This window comes from Chlorobium phaeovibrioides (assembly GCF_003968655.1).
GTDB classification, from domain to species: domain Bacteria; phylum Bacteroidota; class Chlorobiia; order Chlorobiales; family Chlorobiaceae; genus Chlorobium; species Chlorobium phaeovibrioides.
Genome location: NZ_RXYK01000008.1, coordinates 55,895 through 72,526, shown reverse-complemented (window position 1 = coordinate 72,526; position 16,632 = coordinate 55,895). Strand labels below are relative to the sequence as shown.

Here is a 16,632-nt window from a genome sequence, read left to right as displayed (position 1 = left end):
GTTCAGGCTTCCCTGTTACCGGCATCCCTCAGTGGTCAGTTGCATTTCCCTGATCTTTCCACAGCATCGGATAACATTGTTCCAAAAGTTCCGCACGATGATTGGCAACTTTTTTCCATATAAAGCGCTCCGCGCGTTCTCGAGCATGTTGTCCGATGTCGATTCTCGCCTGCCTGTTCAAGGCCATTGATGTCAGAGCTTCAGCCCATGCATCAATATCCATGTCAGGAAGGACTATGCCGTTGATGTCCTTTTCCACTATTGCTCCTGCGCCCATTTCTGAAACCAGGCAGGGAATTCCATGAGCCATGGCTTCATAGGTGACCATTGGCCCACCTTCCTCAAGGCTAGGAAAGACGAAGACATCCGCACTGCGGTAGATCATTCCCATGTCGTGGGTATAGCTGATGTGGCGGACATTGGGGTACGATTCAAGTGGCGGGAGGTGTTCTTGTATTTCCGGCGCAATGTTGCCACATAATACCAGATCAGCATCGAGCTTCGCTCTTTTCCATGCTTCGAGCAGGAGCGGGATGCCTTTTCGCAGGCAGATGCTGCCGACAAACAGGAACACCGGGCGTTCTGCATGTTTTTTTTCGTCATTTCTTCCCGGAAATCGTTCTGGAGCCCAGCCATAGCTTGTTGAGAGGAGCTTGGTTTCCTCTACGCCGTTTTCCAGCATGCTTTTCCGGACCATTGGGCTCGGGCAGAAGACTGCATCGGCTATTTCCAGCTTTTTTGCCTCAATCAAGGCTGCCTTTTCATCAGTGTTGATCCTGTAGGGGATGTTCCATGTATCTGCGGCCGCTTCAAGTATTCTCCATGAGCTTTTCCTATGGCAGTTGATCCTTTCGATGACAATGCGGCTTCCTCGCTTATGAAAGGCTTCAAAAATCTCCAGAGACAGGCCGGCCCATAGATAGACAATATCTGCATCCTTTTCATGTTTATAGAAAAGCTGTTCGGCCATGGTTCGAGCTTGGATGTTGGTCCCGAATTTATAGGTCAGTTTCTGGCGGAGGCCCTTCATGGCTGTTCTGAGCCACGGGTATTCGAGCCCTTTTACTGCTCCGGGTAGAGTGAGTTGGACAGCCCTGCCGCTTTCATGCCAATGGCGGCAGAGAGAAAGCGCAACATGGCTGTTGCCGATATTGGAAGCTTCATAGCCGAAAAGAACCGGCAGATAGTTCATGGCAGTCTCCTTTTCAATGCATTTTTTAGCTGACGCACTCCGTCTGTCAGGGGGGCAATCAATGGCCATCGATCCCAGATGGGAAGTGCGTGAAGGTCTGTTCGTGAGCTGCGTTGGGAGGCGAGGCTCGGATAGATGATATATGTCGGGATGTCAGGATTCTGCATCCTGAATGTCGAAATGGCGCCGTCGTAATGCATAGGGCCCCCGTCGGGATGGCCCGCAGGTCTTTTCAGCAACTGCTCAAGGAAATGGAGGAATCGTTCAAGATACGGCCCATTCACCGCGTAGAAATGTGCCAGCATAATCGGTTCGGTAAGCAGTTCGATTCCGGGGGAGTTCCTCTCACCCGCCGGACGATCGTGGCCAAAGTAGATGAACCCCCACTTTTTTCCTTCGAGCTGCTCCATAACGGCATTCCCTATCTGGTTTATCTCCCGGATAAATGAGATGTCATCTTCGAGTACAAGGATATTTGCGCAGTTGTTTTCTTTTGCCTGCCGCAGTACTTCCATGTGGCTTGTATAGCAGCCTCTCACGCCAACTGAAGGAAAGCCTCCAGCCGTTTCTGGGCGGATAGCCGGGAAAAACGATATCATTTTATCATTTGGGTCCCAGCCCGCCCTGCTGAATTCGTTCAGTGTATCTCGTTTCCTGTCCGTTCGGTCTGGAAGGTTGATCACGGAGATCCTGTCAAAATGATCCGGAAAGTTCATGGCCATGCCTGTCTTGTTCTATTGTTATGCTCCGATGAGGAATCGGGATGTGGAGCCTAGTACTTTTTTTGCTGCTATGCAGCAGAATAGCGTTGCAAATATTTTGATGAAGAGGTAGAGAATCGAGCCCATGATTAGCGTATACGATGATGCGCTGATAAGGGGAAGGGAATAGATGGTTTCTGGAGGAAGTATTTTCCATACAAGGTACATGGAGACCGTGATGTGGGTAAAGAAGATTGCGAAGCTGTATCTGGCGAAAAGGTCCAGAGCTTTTATGCTTTTTTGCTCTAGTGAAGCCAAAAACGGCAGCACTATGAACATGATGCTCGACTTGTGGATGTAGTGTATGGATTCGGAGAGGCTTGTTGGGCCGAAGCTAATAGAATTTCCATGTAGGTACATTAGGGCGATGGTACAGGCAAGCGCCAGGAACGCCAGAAGGGGCTGATGCTTTTTTGCAAGATCGATCACTCTGTCATGGTTTCTTGCTGCATATATACCCTGGAGGTAAACGGGAAGGAGGTATATGAATTGAAATGCAGAGATTTCAGTGCCGGTTCGTGTTCCGAGCAGGGGGAGAATGCTTGCGGCAAGCGTAATTCTGTTGAATGCCGGGTCAGGGATTCTCAGGATCAATGGACTGAGCAGAAATACGACGGCGATGAAGGGTATGTACCAGTACTGTATCTGTGCCTTGCCATAGGTCAGCATTGAGAGGTAGGTGCCGGCAAGAGACGGCAGATCTTCAGTTGATTGAGGGATTTTCGAGCTTTCCCACAGAAACCATAGTGTGCTCATGATGAGGTAGGGCACTATGACATTGGCTATTTTTTTCCCGTAGTAGCCGAGCGGATTCTTTGTTGCTGATAGGTATTCGACGAGAAAGCCGGAAACAAAGATGAAGTAGATGGTACTGTCATGAAAGAAGACCTGCTGCAGGAGTCTGATCATATCGGCAGCATGGGTATAAGCCGCACCTTCTCCGGTTGGCCCGTTCCAGATATGGACAATCATGACATTGATGATTGCAAAACCACGGAAATAATGGATGTGTCGAAGAAATTTTCTCTTGTTTGCCATGAGGCTTGGGGGCTGTTTATGGGTTCCTCGACGGGTTAACGGATTTTGAAGGCCTGCTGTAGCCGATGCTGTCCCTTGAGAAGCAGATCTTTAATCACCCATCGACTCCATGAGTCGTTATAGACGCCACCCCCGGTGCCCGACTCGGCGGAATATCTTGGATAGTGATGCAGGCCTGAGTAGCGGTATCCATCAACGATGGCCATGTGAACAGCGCTTGCCAGGGCCGTTTCGAAATAGAAGCAATCCTGGTCATTGAGTCGTGAACGGTATCCGATGAGGAAGTTCCTGAAAAAATCACGCTTGGCCCCGAAGAAGCGGGAGTCGGCATCGGCGAGGGTTGGCAGGAGATTTACCATGAGCTCTGCCGCATCAGGCTTTTCATTGACGAATTCCACAAACGAGCGGATGTTCAGGACTTTGTATCGACCTGTTGCCTTGAAGATGAAATCCGCCTGATCAAAGAGCGATGAAGAACGGATGGCTTCTTCGATTATCAGCATTTCGCCGTATCCCTTGCCTTTCTTTTTGTCGTAATCGTTGCCATTGAAGGTTACGATCTCAAGCGTTTTTTCGTTGATTTCTTTTCTGAACTCGCTTGAGATGTCGTTACCGGAATTTTCAATAAAAAGCACAGGAACACTTGCTGAATTCAGGTAAAACCGAATGGCATCGATGTACTGGACTTTTCTTTTTGCCGTATCGGTCAAGATGGTCATATGCATCCCGCCGGGATCGATGCAGCCGGTCATGAAGATGATGCTTTTTTTTATCCCGTTAGTCATTGAGGTGTAGGTCTAGTTATTGTGCAGAGTTTCTCTGGTGGTTCGAACCCAACCTTTTCCCTGTTTTCCGATGATCATTTTCAGGTAGATCGGGATTTTCCAGAGTATGTAGATCGGTGCCGCAAGAAGTGAAACCCATGTCGAGAATGGGGCTTTTCTCTGGATTTGGGCCGATAGCAGATAGAATATGACGATGAGCCAGTATGCCGCTCCTGTCCAGATCCAGAGGCCGCCAAGCAGGATTGCCGCCAGAGTTCCTGGAATGAAGAGCAGAACAAGGAGTCCGAGGGGCGGAATTGCAAGATCTGCCCATGCATGGAGAAACTTCGGGTTGCCGGTCTTCGTAAAGAGACGCAGGAGCGGCATGCTCATGCTTTTGACCAGGCAAAACCGTCCGCCTTCCCAACGGCTTCTCTGGCTGCTTGCGTGGCTGCCCTTGGTCACCATTTCGCTGGTCACAATTGCGTCCGGGTTATAGTACACTGCAGTGCCGTCCTGGAGAAGACGAAGTGTGAATTCCAGATCCTCGACGATGGAATGGCATGGCCAACCGTACCGTTCAAGTACTGGGGTTCTGAATGCCATGCCGTTGCCTTTCAGTGCCGCTGATCCGCTGAGTATGAAGGATCCTGCCAGACGCAGGTGGTTGAAGACATTGAATGCCGCATCTACAAGAGCTGGTCGCCATCCTGCTGACGGATTGTTGACCCCGTTGTATCCTTGGACGACACTGACAGCGGGAATGCTGAGTGAAGCACTGATTTCTCGGAGGTAGTTGACGTCTGGAGTGACATCTGCATCAATGATGGTGATGGCATCTGTTGTCCTGTATCGACTGCTATGATTCCTCAGGAACCAGTCGAGGGCCTGTCCTTTCCCTCGGTTGTCTGTGTCCGAGCGTTCAAACACGGTGGCTCCTGCGTTGCGGGCATGATCAGCCGTGTCATCGTCGCAGTTGTCGGCAATGACGAAGATTTCGAACCTGTTTGCAGGGTAGTCGCACCGGAGGACGTTCTCTATGGTTTCTCGGACGGCAATGCCTTCATTATGCGCAGGGATCAGAACACCTATGTTGAGAAACCGATTGGTTGCGGGCGCTGCCTTCCTGAAAAAGAACGATGCAATCGTCGTGATCAGCAGATAGAGAGAGGGTACAGCTGTTATGATGATCAGCGCAACAAGAAGAATGGATGGGATTGTCATGTCTGTGCAACGGCCTGTTTGAACAGGTCGACCATTTTATTGTTGTTGATGTGTTGGTTGTATCGGCGTTCGACGCTCTTCCGTCCTTCACGGCCCAATCGTTTCCGCATTTCAGGATCTTCAATCAGGGTGCGGATCTTTCTGGCAAGGTCTTCGGTATCTGCGGGGGTTGCAAGCAGTCCGTTATGGCCATGTTCGATAAGTTCGGGAATACCGGTGATTCGGGTGGAGATGACCGGAATCTCCTTGGCCATGGCCTCCATCAGGACGACGGGAACACCTTCGGCGAAACTGGCAAGGATAAACATGTCAGCCATGTCGTACCATTCCCGCACCTTGTCCTGGCCTTGGACACCAGTGAATGTGACTGCGCCTTCAAGCCCATGTTCACGGCTGAACTGTTCCAGTGATGTCCTGTCAGGGCCGTCTCCGATAAGCGTGAGATGGAAGCGCACCCCCTCATTTTTCAGTAGTGCGCAGGCATTCAGCAGGATGTGCTGGCCTTTTGCCGGTACTAGCCTGCCTACGCAGAGCAACTGTGGCACCTCGTTATCGGGCTCGGGGCGCGGCAACCAGGTGTCAGGATCAACCCCGCACCGGACGATATGGTGTTTTCCCCACATCGACGAGGGGCTGATGCGCATGATCTGGCTCCGGCAGTAATGGCTGATGCAGCGGACGAAGCTGGCATGGCGGACCTTCTCATCGAGCATGGCTGAATCGATCTGATAGAAGATGTCGGGGCCGTGGACGGAGATGCTGTAGGAAATGCCGCCGTAGGTTTTCATCAGCATGGCAACAATGGCGGTCGGGTTTCCGAAATGCTCGTGGACATGAGTGATGCTTAGTCCGTGCAGCCATTCAAGAAGAATGCCTGCTTCGATGAAGTATGCTGCGGCCTTGATTGGCTTGCAGGGGCCGGTGAATGCCGGCTTCAGTGCAGCGGCGGCCATACGCATGTAGCCTGCCGGGTTTCTGATCAGGCTTTTTGCATGAGCCTTGAATATTGCGGGGAGGGGCTCGGTTATCACGGCAAAGGTGCGCTTGGCCTCATCCTGTTCGCTCGCGGTCATCAACCCTAGGTTTTTCGTCCTGCGGATGGTGGCGGTATGTACCAGAATGCCTGCCCGGCGGAGCGATTCGATTTCGCGGAAAATGAAAGTGTGCGAAACGGCGGGATATTCACTACAGAGGTAGGCTATGGTTGTGGCGTTGTTCATGGCGTCTGGACTGAAATTTCTGATGCTATCCTTGCCGGCCGGTTCCGAAGAGGTTGATTAAATATGCTTCCTATGTGGTAGCGGAGTAGTCCTGCCAGCTGCGGGAGTACGACAAGAGAGCAGTGCCAGGCATATGATCTGGCTTCCTTGCGCGCGAGCTGCTGTTCACGCATGAACTGGCCCACCTTGAAAATCCGGGGGTTGAGGAGCAGGGCGGTGCCCAGCGCGGCTAACGCGAGTGCTGTGATGCTGGCTGCTGGAGCCCCGACTGCCATGAGGGGTATCGCAAGAAGTAGGCTGAAGGAAAACCCTCCACCCTTGATAATGATCTTTCGGTATTCGTACTGCCAGAAACGACTTCCAGCGGAGCGTTCCAGCTTTCTTACGGCAGCAAAGGCATAGCCGGTGCGGAAAGATCGCCGGAGGTACTGTTTGAAGCGTGTCATTGCCAGATCATGCTGCGCCATCGGCACCCCGGCCTGAATGACCTTCCAGCCAGCTCTGATGATTCGTCTGCTGAGTTCCGGGTCTTCTCCTCCGACCATCTCCTCATCATAGCCGCCGGTCATTTCAAGGGCTTCACGCTTTACAATCACATTACCCCCGAATGATTCGCATTCTCCTTTCAGGCCGTTCCATTCCAGATTTCCGATCCAGTTATAGAAAGACCTCTCAGGGTACAGTTCGCTAAGCAGCCCCTGAACGGCTCCGATCTTCTCAGGTCTTATTGCTTTGATTGCGCTTGAGAACCAGCCGGGATCAAGTATGGTATCAGAATCGAGAAACTGGATCAGGGGAGATGACCCGGTTTTCCAGCCAGCGTTTCTGCCGAGTCCAGGGGTTGGATGCACTGGCCTGAGCGCAATGGTGATAACCCCTTCATACTGTTTGGCTATGGTAATGCTTGCATCTGAAGATCCCCCGTCGACATAGTAGATATGCAGTCTTTTTGTGGGGTAATCTGCTGCCTGGATAGATTCGATGCAGCGGCCCACCGTTTTTTCACTATTGATCCCGATGAGTACACAGTCGATGTGAGGCAAAGCATTTTCAATCGCTTGTGTCTTGTCGCTCAAATGGGTCATGGCCGGAGGTTCCTTGTGCATTACTTTTTTTGTCCCGAAAGCATCGTTATTGCTTGACTGATCTTGTTTCCTGACGATTTCTGTGAGAGGCAGGTCAGAAGGCATAGCTTGTCGCATTGAAGCGTGGCTTTTCGGATTTTTTGTGCCTCCGCTCCCCGCCAAATTTCTTTTGCCGAGTGCCCGGATACATTACCGATGGAGGGGAAGTGGAAACATAGCCTGACATCACCGTCTGGGCGAATGAAGTACTCGTGGAGGCCGATTCGGCAGGGCAGGTTTTCGGTGGATGCTTTTTCCTCCCGAAAACTGGCGGTCATCAATCCGAGTATTTCCTCGCTGTTCATGATAGGAGCGCCTTCCCGTTTCATGACGATCAGGCGTTGCATGACATTCTCGAGGTTTGGCCACTCTTCCTTTTCGATCCACAGTTCATTATTGGTCTCTTCCGTCCACCTCCCGAGCGGCTGGAAGTTTACTGCTGATACGCCGAGTTGTTCAGCAAAATGTACAAGCTCGGGCAGGTGCCTGTAATTGAGCGACATGACGGTCGGCTTGATGATGATGGGAAAGCTGATTGCCTGGCGGTTCTGCTCTTCCTTCAGGCGTGCTATCCCCCTGCATATTTTTTCGTGCAGTCCTTCGCGTCCCCTGATATAGTCGTGCGTGTCTGCCTTATGGGAGTCGAGTGAAATGTTGATATTGAATGGCCTTGCGGCAACCAGTTCGGCCGCGTGTCTTTCAAGCAGCATTCCGTTGGTAGTCATACCGGCGTATATGCTGTTTGATGAACAAAAATTCAGCAGCTCAATGAAGCCTTTCTTGATAAGAGGTTCCCCTCCGCTGAAATTTATTGCATAGGAACCAGTGAAGTCTCTGATGCTCAGCAGTGTCTTTTTCCACTCATCTATCCCCATCTCGTCAGTGTATTTGTCAAGGCGCCAGTGGTCGCAGTGACGGCAAAGGCAGTTGCACCTTTCATTGAGAAGGGCATGGAATGTGACTGGCCGGGTGAAATCGATATCGGCGAGAATATAGGCCGATTCGGCTATGGTGTTCCGTCCGTGCTTCAATCCGAGAGCGAGCAGTTCTGTGAGATGCATGGGGCGCAGTTTTTTGCTGGATGAATCGTACTCTGACTCACACATGCAAAACATGTGCCAAAACCATGCGAATCGTTATGCCGTTCATTTATAAAGGCTTACGGGATCTGCTGGATGCGGCGGTGAGGCCGTGCTGGCATCTGGAGAGGTGTGGGCTGCTAGGGGGCTCTCTAATTGAGAGCTATAGGTACTTGCGGTGTCTATGCGATGTGGTTCCGGGATTATTTTTCGTAATGATGTTTCAATCGAACCATGATGCCGGTGATCATGCCAACCGTAATCCCCAGGTTATTGTAAAAAGCATCCATCATCTTGAAGCCGTATCCGGTTGTCGAACCATGCATCGTTTCAAACAGAAGGCCCAATGGGGCAATGGCTAATGCGACGAGAAACGCCGTCAGGCGTTTTTTCAGGGCAATGAGGGGAGCTGCCGCCAGGATGGCATAGATCCCGAGATGAAAAACGATATCCAGTCCGAACACCCTTGAGGAGTCTGTTCCCGGAGAAAAGCTTGCCGTAAGGAGCAGAATGAATGCGGCCAGCCAGGCTGTTTTTAGTTTATTCTTGGTTGACATGGGAGTCAGTTGATGAATTTTGATTGCGAATTTCCAGGATCAGAAAGGAATCTGCTTGTTAGTGTGTCGAATTCTCTGAACAGGTCGAGTTCTGTTTCTTCGCTCGATTCAAGGCTTAAGTCCGTTTTGTTGAGCAGTAAACCATGAAGCCCCCCTGCAAAGACGAGATAAATAGGGTTGACCATCGCATTCAGAAGGTTGTCTACCATTGTGAACGCGATGAAAACAGCCATTGCTGCCGGCGCCGCATATGCAGGCGATTCCCATTGAACGGGCTTTTTCCTGCTGATGAAAAATATGGTTGGCAGCTGTACAGCAAAAAGCAGCCATAACAATCCATAGCTCCCCTGATTTCCGAGTGTTATGACCCAAAGGCCATCTGTAGTGGAAAGATCTTTTCCTCTATCAGTAAAGACCCTTGCTCGACCGTAGCCTCCCCAGCCAAAAAAACTGCCCTGAAGCGCTTTATCAATGAGGATCGTTTCGTTGTCAAAGCGAAATTGCAGTGACTGTGCTCTGGCCGGGCTGATTTTCTCTGCGATGTAATTGGTGAGATTTGTTCCATCCCAAGATCCAGTAGATCTTGAAAAGATATAGATATATGGCGTCACGAGCAAGACTATGACGAGAACGGCGTTTTTCCATTTGATGCCAATGTATAGGATCAGCAGGCTCATCGCGAAATAAAATATGGCTCCCATTGATTGGTACATTAAAAATGTACCAATCAGGAGGGCCAGCAGTAAGGATGACGGAAGAAAAAAGATTTTCTTTGGAAGGACTTTCGTGATGTAAAGCCACATTCCAAGGAGTGAAGCAAGCATCATCCACATAGAGGTCATCAAGCCATGGTTCATGTAGACCATGGGGCGATATCCTCCATCTTCCCTGAGTGTCTGGAGAAAGTCATGCTGATGAAATCCGTATGTGAGTCGGTGAAGCTGCGGGCTCATGATGAGTTCGAACCAGCTGAAAGGGATATAGATGATCCCGCCGATGAAAATGGTTATTGCAAGGGTCTTGAGAATATCGCTTTCGTTAAAATAGACCCGGCCAAAAAAGTACGGGATCCCCCATTTAATTGTGGTGTAGAGTGTTGAGGCCAAGCCATCATATATTCCCAGCCCGTTGGCGAGTGAAGAGAAAAAAGGGGTCGTACACCATAATATTATGGGGATATCTATGCTGCGGAATCGGTAGCTGAGCAGTTTTTCTTTGTCAAAGAGCCATGTTGCGGCAAGCAGGCTGTATCCAATTACTGTTGATTTGGTGTTTTTCAGCATGAAGATATCATACTCCGCGCACGGCAGAAACATCCAGCCTGCGACATAGGCAATGACCGGTACAAGTCGTTTATCCAGCTTCTTGTACAGCAGAATGACAACGCCAGGCCAGAGGAAAAAGGCTAAGGGCACCAGAATGTTAGCTCCGGGATTACCCATGCTTCCGTATGTTTGTAATGATGCGTTCTAGCACGGCCTGCCAAGAGCATGCCGGGTCGAAAAATGGTTCCATGCCCCTCTGAGTTCCATTTTGTTTTTCTGCATAAAATGCGCTGTCGTAAGCCAGTCGTTCAATGGCCTGACGGTACCCTTCAGTTTCATCAGGCGGGACAAGAATGATTCCGCTGTTGAGCTCTTCAAGGTGGGGGTAGGCGCATACAATGGATGTGATGACCGGTCTTCCTGAAAGCAGCCCCTCCACAAGTGCTTTGTTGTACCCTTCTTCGAATGTTGTTCTTGTCGGCACGATGAATGCATGGCTATTGTTGATATGCTCAAGCATTTCGTCCTGGCGGCAGAAGCCATGGATTCGGAATGTTTCCTCTATCCCATACGCTGATGCTGCCATGCGCAGCCCGGTTTCTTCTGATCCTCCACCACAAAGATTGATGACGATGTCCGTGTGTCCTTTTTCTCTGAGGTCCCTGGCGATCTGAAGCAGGTCAAAAATGCCTTTATCGGTTTCCATCCGCCCTACGAACAGAATATTGAAGGGTTTATTATGATGTATTGGCGGGTTGATACACTCAAAATACTTTCGTCGATAGAGCTGATAGAAGCGATGGACCGGTGAGGCCATGGCGTAAGTCATCCCCTCAATCTGTTCGGTTACGCTTGGTGAAACGGACATGATGGCCGATGCTTTTCTGATGAAAAACATAGCATTCATGAACTGTATCAGCTTCTGAGCTGCAGAGAGAGGCCGAAAACGAGACTTGAGGTTGCAGTGCAGCGTGGGGATCAGCTTCATCCTTGAGGGTATTGCCCATAGAAGCGGGAAAAAATATCCTGTAGCCTCACTGAGGATCAGGAAGTCTGCACCCTGCTTTTTAGCAAAATCAGCAACCCTTAGAACATAGCTGACCTGTTCCTTATGAAACGCAATGGCATTCTCCTGCGGATTTTTAGGGAGGTTTTCGATATGGAACCGGTCCGTGACGATACGGTCTTTTCTGGGGCATGAAGAAATGGCGATGCCCCTCGCATTGAGCGAACGGCATGCATCAAAGAACATTGCGCTATAGGTTGTCGAAACCTGATGAGGGTCGTCGTTTCCTTTCTGCCAGTAGGAAAATGTTTTAACGATATCACCCGGTCCGGCAGCGTAAGCTATGCATAACCGTGTCGAATGTTTCTCTTTCATTTTCCGCAATTGATCATACGGTTTCTTTTTCACGGATTACCCTTGATTCTTGCCGGTACGCCGACTGCGGTCGTGTTTGCCGGTACATTTTTGAGTACCACCGCATTGGCTCCTATTAGTGCATGGGCCCCAATGTGTACTTCTCCCAAGATCTTGGCGCCAGCACCTATATCAACATGGCCTTCAATGATTGGAGTCCCTTTTCCCGTAGTGCCGATAGTGACCTGATGCATGATCAGGCAGTTGGGACCGATTATTGCCGCAGGATGGATCACGATGCCGTTTGGGTGAGGGATCAGGAGACCTCCTCCGATGTTGGCATTGATTGGGATGTCCGCTCCACAAACCGCGCTCCAGAATCGGTGTTGTAGTACGGTGATTTTTGAAAGCAACTTACCTGTAGGGCCTTTTGTTCTTAAAGACTGATAGCGCCGTATTGATGCCAGAAGGTATTTGCCCGGTTCGTATTTGCCCGGGATGGCCTGTTCTCTGCTCAAGTCTGGCTCTGTTGCTGAAATCACCTGCCGGCTTGTCTTCATACTAATCTTTTGTTTGCTGGAGTTTCTGTGTGAACTGCAGTAGCTTGTCAATCATGCGGATCCCGACCGGCGAACGCCGTATGCCGTCAATCATCTTTTCTGGAACCACTTTGCTTATGAGGGCGGGGGGGTTGTCGAACATTTCGGCAATAGTCAGGGTTTTGCGGATCCCCCCGAAATTCAGGATGGGCGCGATGCTCGGTACTCCAAGCAGAACCAGCAAAGCTGCAGCTTTTCTCAGATCCCTGAATTTAGAGCTATCGCCGAGTGAGATCAGTGTTACGATATCGGCATGCATGGCGAACTGCTCAGCCAGGTGGCTTTTGAGAAGGGGGGTGCTGTCCACGCAGATGAAATCGTATTTCTCTTTCAGTTCAGCAAAGAGTTCAGGAATTTTCTGGCGCGGGACACTTCTACCGGTGATATTGCCAGCATACATCATATCAATATTGTCACCGGGAGTGCTGACTATGCATTCTTCCAGCGTCATTGAGTCGGCCAGGTAATCGCAGAGCCCCGGCAGGCTGATCTGGAATTCATCGTCCTCGTTGATTGGCGCGGCTTCGATGTCTCCATCGATAATGAGTACTTTCGGGACAAGCTGCGAGAGGGCTTTGGCACAGCTGAATGTGATGGCTGATGATCCTACCCCCTTATCCGTACCTGTGAAAATGAGCGCCCTGGCATTGCTCGATGTTCTTTCCCTAAAGAATTTGACGGCAAGGCTCCCGATCTGATGTGCCCGAAAATCATCGGGAGCAAGGCTAAGCTGTTCCTGATCCTCTGCATTCGGCGCCCTGAGGTTGACGATGGTTTGCACGGGAGGGTGCCCAAGTGCATGCGTGATATCCTTGCTGCTTCTAATGGTGTCGTCAAAAAATTCATATGTTGCAAACGCCCCGCCCACGAGGCCGAAACTGCCGACGAGAAGCAGGATCGTTATCTTGTTGATGTTTGATTTCAGCGGCTGTTTCGGTGTGCGGGCAATAGAGAGAACGGAAAGGCGCAGGGGGGATTTTTTCTCGATTTCAATTTCTGTAATGCGTTTTTCAATGTTGTTGAGGAGGTCGAACTTGTTTTGCCAGTTGGCTGAAAGATACTCGCCTCTGTGGATGCCTATCGAGATGCGTTTTGCTTCCTTGCTGTTTTCATTGATTGCAACCCGCAGGGTGTCTTCTCTTGCTTGTGCGGCTTCATAATTGTTTTTGGCGATGATTACCGACTTTTGCATGTCTATATCTCTTTTGCCAAGGGTGATGTTTTTTGCCTTGTTGCGTACTTCTTCACGGAGCTCCTGTGCATAGGATTTCATTGATTTCATTTGTCCTTCTACATAAATACGCTCCGGGTTTATTTCTGTCAGCCCGTCGGTGGTGCTTCTCAGCTGTTGGAGCTGCTGGTAGGTCCATGATTCTGTATTAGTCAAGGCATTGTTATTCAAGACAATTTCATTGACTAAGGGGTCAAGAGCGATTTTTTTTAACGCATTATTTGATTGCTGCAGGGCCCTGTAATTTGTTTCATATGCAAGTCGTTCATTCAGGACAGAGTTGTAGGACCGTAAGAGGTTGTCGCTGTTTTTTGCTGCGATATTAAAGGTTTCAGAAAAAGATGATGTGCCGATATCCCGGGTCAGGCTGTCAAGATCCCGCTCAATGGCCGACATCTCTTGCGTGATGACATTTTTCTGGGCATAGAGGAATTTGAGCCTGTCGCTGTTAGAGTTGTTGCTCGCTTTGCGGGTTTCCTCCATATAGGTCTGCATGAGAGTATTGAGGAACTCTGCAAGCCCCTCAGGTTTGCTCCCGGAAATCTGAAGGGTGAGTATGTGATCCCTGTTGCCCGGAGTAACCGACACCATGTTGTGAAGAATTGCTGCGCAAGTTTCCGTGGGTACCCCTTTGGGGAAGAGCGCCTCTCTGTCAGCCGGTTTCATTGAATCAAGCGCTTTTATCAGGATGTCGATGGTTGTCATTGCCTGAGCCGAAGTGCTGATATAGCGCGGGTAGTAACTCACGATGGAGGACTCTTCAGTATTGCTGAAAAGGGTAGGTATCGTCGGGTCAACCTGCATGAGGGCATGAACTTCGTAGTATGGTTTTTTTATGATGAAGATAAGCGGTGTCAGCATGGCGAAAAGGAAACCGCCAAGCAGCAGGATGAATAAGCCGTACCTTTTTATAAAGCCCGCTAAGTCGAAAGCCTTTCTGGGTTTCCCCAATGGTAGCGGATCTTTTGTTGACTGTTCTTTCAGCATGATTGGGCGGAATTACCTGTTAAGGCTGAGATGGGATTATAATGGTTGAATTGACTGAATTCAGCGCAGATGTTCCCAGATTGATGATTTGTAGCGTCGGCATGATATCCTGAAGCGTGTAGTTGAACTTTGCCATGCCGGAGGGGCTGACATATATGATGTCGTTGGGCATGAGGGTATAGTTTCGGGTGAAATCAGCGTTTTCAACCAGTCTTTTGAGGTTGATTTCAGCCACTGTGCCATTCGTATCCTGCTGACGGATGATGAAGACTTTTTCCTCATTGCCCGTTCGTGTGATGCCGCCTGCCATCATGACTGCCTTGAGTACGCTCATGCCGTCATGCATGGGGATTGCCCCGGGCGTCTTGACTTCTCCCATGACATAAATCATGTCGTGGGCGTGTTCCGGCACATAAATGATATCGTTGTTGTGGATGGTGGTATTCAGGCTCATATTTCCGTTCGAGAGCAGATCCTGCAGATCGATCCAAATCACCTGATCGTTCCCCCTGATGATTGAACAGCGGGTCATACGATCTTCTTTCGGGACCCCGCCAGCAAGCGATAGGCCTTCGAGCAGCGTCCCCCTGCCTGAGAATCGTACCAACCCGGGTTTGTTGACATTGCCAAGCACATAGGCCTTGTTATTCTGAAAATCATGTACCTGTATGGTGACTTCCGGTTTGATGTACAGGACCTCAAGTTTTGTAGTAATCGATTCTTTGACTTCGTCAGGGGTTTTACCGTTGACATTGAGCATTCCGACCCTGGGGGCAGCAATAAACCCATCCGGAGAGATGATCATTCGTTCTTCCGAGAGTTCGGGGCGTCGCCAAACCTTGAGGCCGATGATGTCTCCCGGTCCGAGGCGGTATTCGAAAGGTTTTGCCTCGATTATTTCTTTATTGAGGTCTTCTTTCTTGGCGAAGATGGGGGATTTGTCTGGTAGCTTTATGGTAAAGTCCCTGCCGGGAGGCGGTGATTGAGGGTTTTTGGTAGGCTTGGGTGAAAGCCCCGCACATGAGGTGAGCAGCAAGGCCAGAAAAAGACACTGCAAAACCTTGACGACTGGCGGTTGTATCAGGGGAGAAGAAAATTTGTGGTGCATTGCAGGGGGAATTATTCCTTCATTACTGCCACAGAAATCAGACAATCCGTGCCATAATGTTAATGGGATGTTACTCTGTTATGTTGATCGTATCAGCTGTTTTTCTGTCTGGCTGTCGGGGAGCGGGTTGTCTCATGATTACCATGGAGTTGGTGGTGAGATTGTGCCAAAGCGGGTGTCTTTTAGTGCACGGAGGGTCTGTTTGCCGATGCCAATCGATGCCGTGCGTTTTCTCTGCGCCTCTTCCGAGGGGATAACCATGTTTTTGGTGAAGATCAGAAGGTTCCAGAAGATTTCAAGTCCTGTTGATGCGATAAGCATTGCTGCTCCATGGTTTTTTCTGTAGTAGAGGCATTCGCTGCGGAGTCGGAAGGAGAGCACTTGTGATCCTGAATCGTCAAAAGTCTTTTCCTTTCTCGTCTTGCTGCATGCCCCGCCGATATGTATGACTGCCGCATCGGGAATGAAATACACGCTCCAGCCTGCATTTTTCGCACGGCGGCAGAGGTCGGTCTCTTCGTAATAGAGATAGAAGCGTTCGTCGAAAAAACCGATCGACTCAAGCATGCTCCGGCGGATGATGGTGAAGGTCCCGGGGACCCAGTCGACCTCCATGGGGGCGTCGTGGTTGAATCCACCGAATTCATGGCGGTTCAGGATGGGGGAGCGGGGGTACCTGCCGCTGATGCCGGAGATGGTCAGCAGTTTTGAGCGGATTGAGGGAAAGCGCCTTGCCGAGGGTTCGAGCGTTCCCTTGGGGGAGATGATTTTTCCGCCAGAGAGCCCGCATCCGGTGGTTCTGTCCATGAATGCAACCGCGTTGGCCAGAGATTCGGGCTGAAGGTAGGCATCCGGGTTGAGCAGGACGACATAGTCACCCTGCGAGAGCGTGTATGCCTGATTGTTTGCTGCTGCAAACCCCCGGTTGTCACTGTTTTCAATCAACCGGACTGCAGGAAACCGTTCCCTGACCATCGACGGGGATCCGTCTTTGGACGCGTTGTCGACAACGAAGACTTCCATAGGGACTTCTCCGGCATGTCGGAACAGGCTCATGAGGCACTCTGCAAGGATTTCCCGGGTGTTGAAACTGACGATGATGACCGATACCATGTGTTGGGGA

The 16,632-nt window shown here is 50.3% G+C and carries 15 protein-coding genes; all 15 read right to left on the bottom strand.

Annotated elements, in window-relative coordinates; translation table 11 throughout:
* Positions 1-28: 28 nt before the first annotated feature.
* Complete coding sequence (locus EKD02_RS06535) at positions 29-1,192, bottom strand: glycosyltransferase family 4 protein (RefSeq protein WP_126384608.1); 1,164 nt, start codon at positions 1,190-1,192, stop codon at positions 29-31.
* The gene (locus EKD02_RS06530; RefSeq protein WP_280525321.1) at positions 1,189-1,791 is read right to left on the bottom strand and encodes a glycosyltransferase family 25 protein; all 603 of its coding nucleotides are present in this window, start codon (positions 1,789-1,791) and stop codon (positions 1,189-1,191) included. Before EKD02_RS06530 ends, EKD02_RS06535 begins: the two co-directional genes overlap by 4 nt.
* A gap of 141 nt (positions 1,792-1,932) precedes the next feature.
* Complete coding sequence (locus EKD02_RS06525) at positions 1,933-2,991, bottom strand: acyltransferase family protein (RefSeq protein ID WP_126384603.1); 1,059 nt, start codon at positions 2,989-2,991, stop codon at positions 1,933-1,935.
* A 35-nt stretch (positions 2,992-3,026) separates the two neighbouring features.
* On the bottom strand, positions 3,027-3,776 hold the full coding sequence (locus tag EKD02_RS06520) for a hypothetical protein (RefSeq protein ID WP_126384601.1): 750 nt from the start codon (positions 3,774-3,776) through the stop codon (positions 3,027-3,029).
* A gap of 12 nt (positions 3,777-3,788) precedes the next feature.
* Positions 3,789-4,979 carry a glycosyltransferase family 2 protein gene (locus EKD02_RS06515; protein ID WP_126384599.1) on the bottom strand — a complete coding sequence of 397 codons (1,191 nt, stop codon included), beginning with the start codon at positions 4,977-4,979 and terminating at the stop codon, positions 3,789-3,791.
* Positions 4,976-6,199, bottom strand: coding sequence for a glycosyltransferase family 4 protein (locus tag EKD02_RS06510; RefSeq protein WP_126342698.1), 1,224 nt, complete (start codon positions 6,197-6,199; stop codon positions 4,976-4,978). The genes EKD02_RS06515 and EKD02_RS06510 overlap by 4 nt, the downstream gene beginning before the upstream one ends.
* Positions 6,196-7,305, bottom strand: coding sequence for a glycosyltransferase family 2 protein (locus EKD02_RS06505; protein WP_126342696.1), 1,110 nt, complete (start codon positions 7,303-7,305; stop codon positions 6,196-6,198). Before EKD02_RS06505 ends, EKD02_RS06510 begins: the two co-directional genes overlap by 4 nt.
* The gene (locus EKD02_RS06500) at positions 7,305-8,384 is read right to left on the bottom strand and encodes a radical SAM protein (RefSeq protein WP_244924414.1); all 1,080 of its coding nucleotides are present in this window, start codon (positions 8,382-8,384) and stop codon (positions 7,305-7,307) included. The genes EKD02_RS06505 and EKD02_RS06500 overlap by 1 nt, the downstream gene beginning before the upstream one ends.
* 221 nt (positions 8,385-8,605) lie before the next feature.
* The gene (locus EKD02_RS06495) at positions 8,606-8,959 is read right to left on the bottom strand and encodes a hypothetical protein (protein WP_126342691.1); all 354 of its coding nucleotides are present in this window, start codon (positions 8,957-8,959) and stop codon (positions 8,606-8,608) included.
* Positions 8,960-8,964: 5 nt separating this feature from the next.
* A complete protein-coding gene (locus EKD02_RS06490; RefSeq protein ID WP_126342689.1) occupies positions 8,965-10,401 on the bottom strand; it encodes a hypothetical protein in 1,437 nt (478 codons plus the stop codon).
* Positions 10,394-11,605 (bottom strand): glycosyltransferase family 4 protein, encoded by a 1,212-nt coding sequence (locus tag EKD02_RS06485; protein ID WP_126384595.1) that lies wholly within the window; start codon positions 11,603-11,605, stop codon positions 10,394-10,396. The genes EKD02_RS06490 and EKD02_RS06485 overlap by 8 nt, the downstream gene beginning before the upstream one ends.
* A gap of 29 nt (positions 11,606-11,634) precedes the next feature.
* Positions 11,635-12,144: a serine O-acetyltransferase gene (locus EKD02_RS06480; RefSeq protein WP_126342685.1), complete on the bottom strand. Its 510-nt coding sequence runs from the start codon at positions 12,142-12,144 to the stop codon at positions 11,635-11,637.
* Between the two features lies 1 nt (position 12,145).
* The gene (locus EKD02_RS06475) at positions 12,146-14,275 is read right to left on the bottom strand and encodes a GumC family protein (RefSeq protein ID WP_244924413.1); all 2,130 of its coding nucleotides are present in this window, start codon (positions 14,273-14,275) and stop codon (positions 12,146-12,148) included.
* A gap of 145 nt (positions 14,276-14,420) precedes the next feature.
* Positions 14,421-15,437: an SLBB domain-containing protein gene (locus tag EKD02_RS06470; RefSeq protein ID WP_244924412.1), complete on the bottom strand. Its 1,017-nt coding sequence runs from the start codon at positions 15,435-15,437 to the stop codon at positions 14,421-14,423.
* Positions 15,438-15,647: 210 nt separating this feature from the next.
* Entirely contained in the window at positions 15,648-16,622 is a 975-nt protein-coding gene (locus EKD02_RS06465) for a glycosyltransferase family 2 protein (RefSeq protein ID WP_126342680.1), read from the bottom strand.
* Positions 16,623-16,632: the final 10 nt, after the last annotated feature.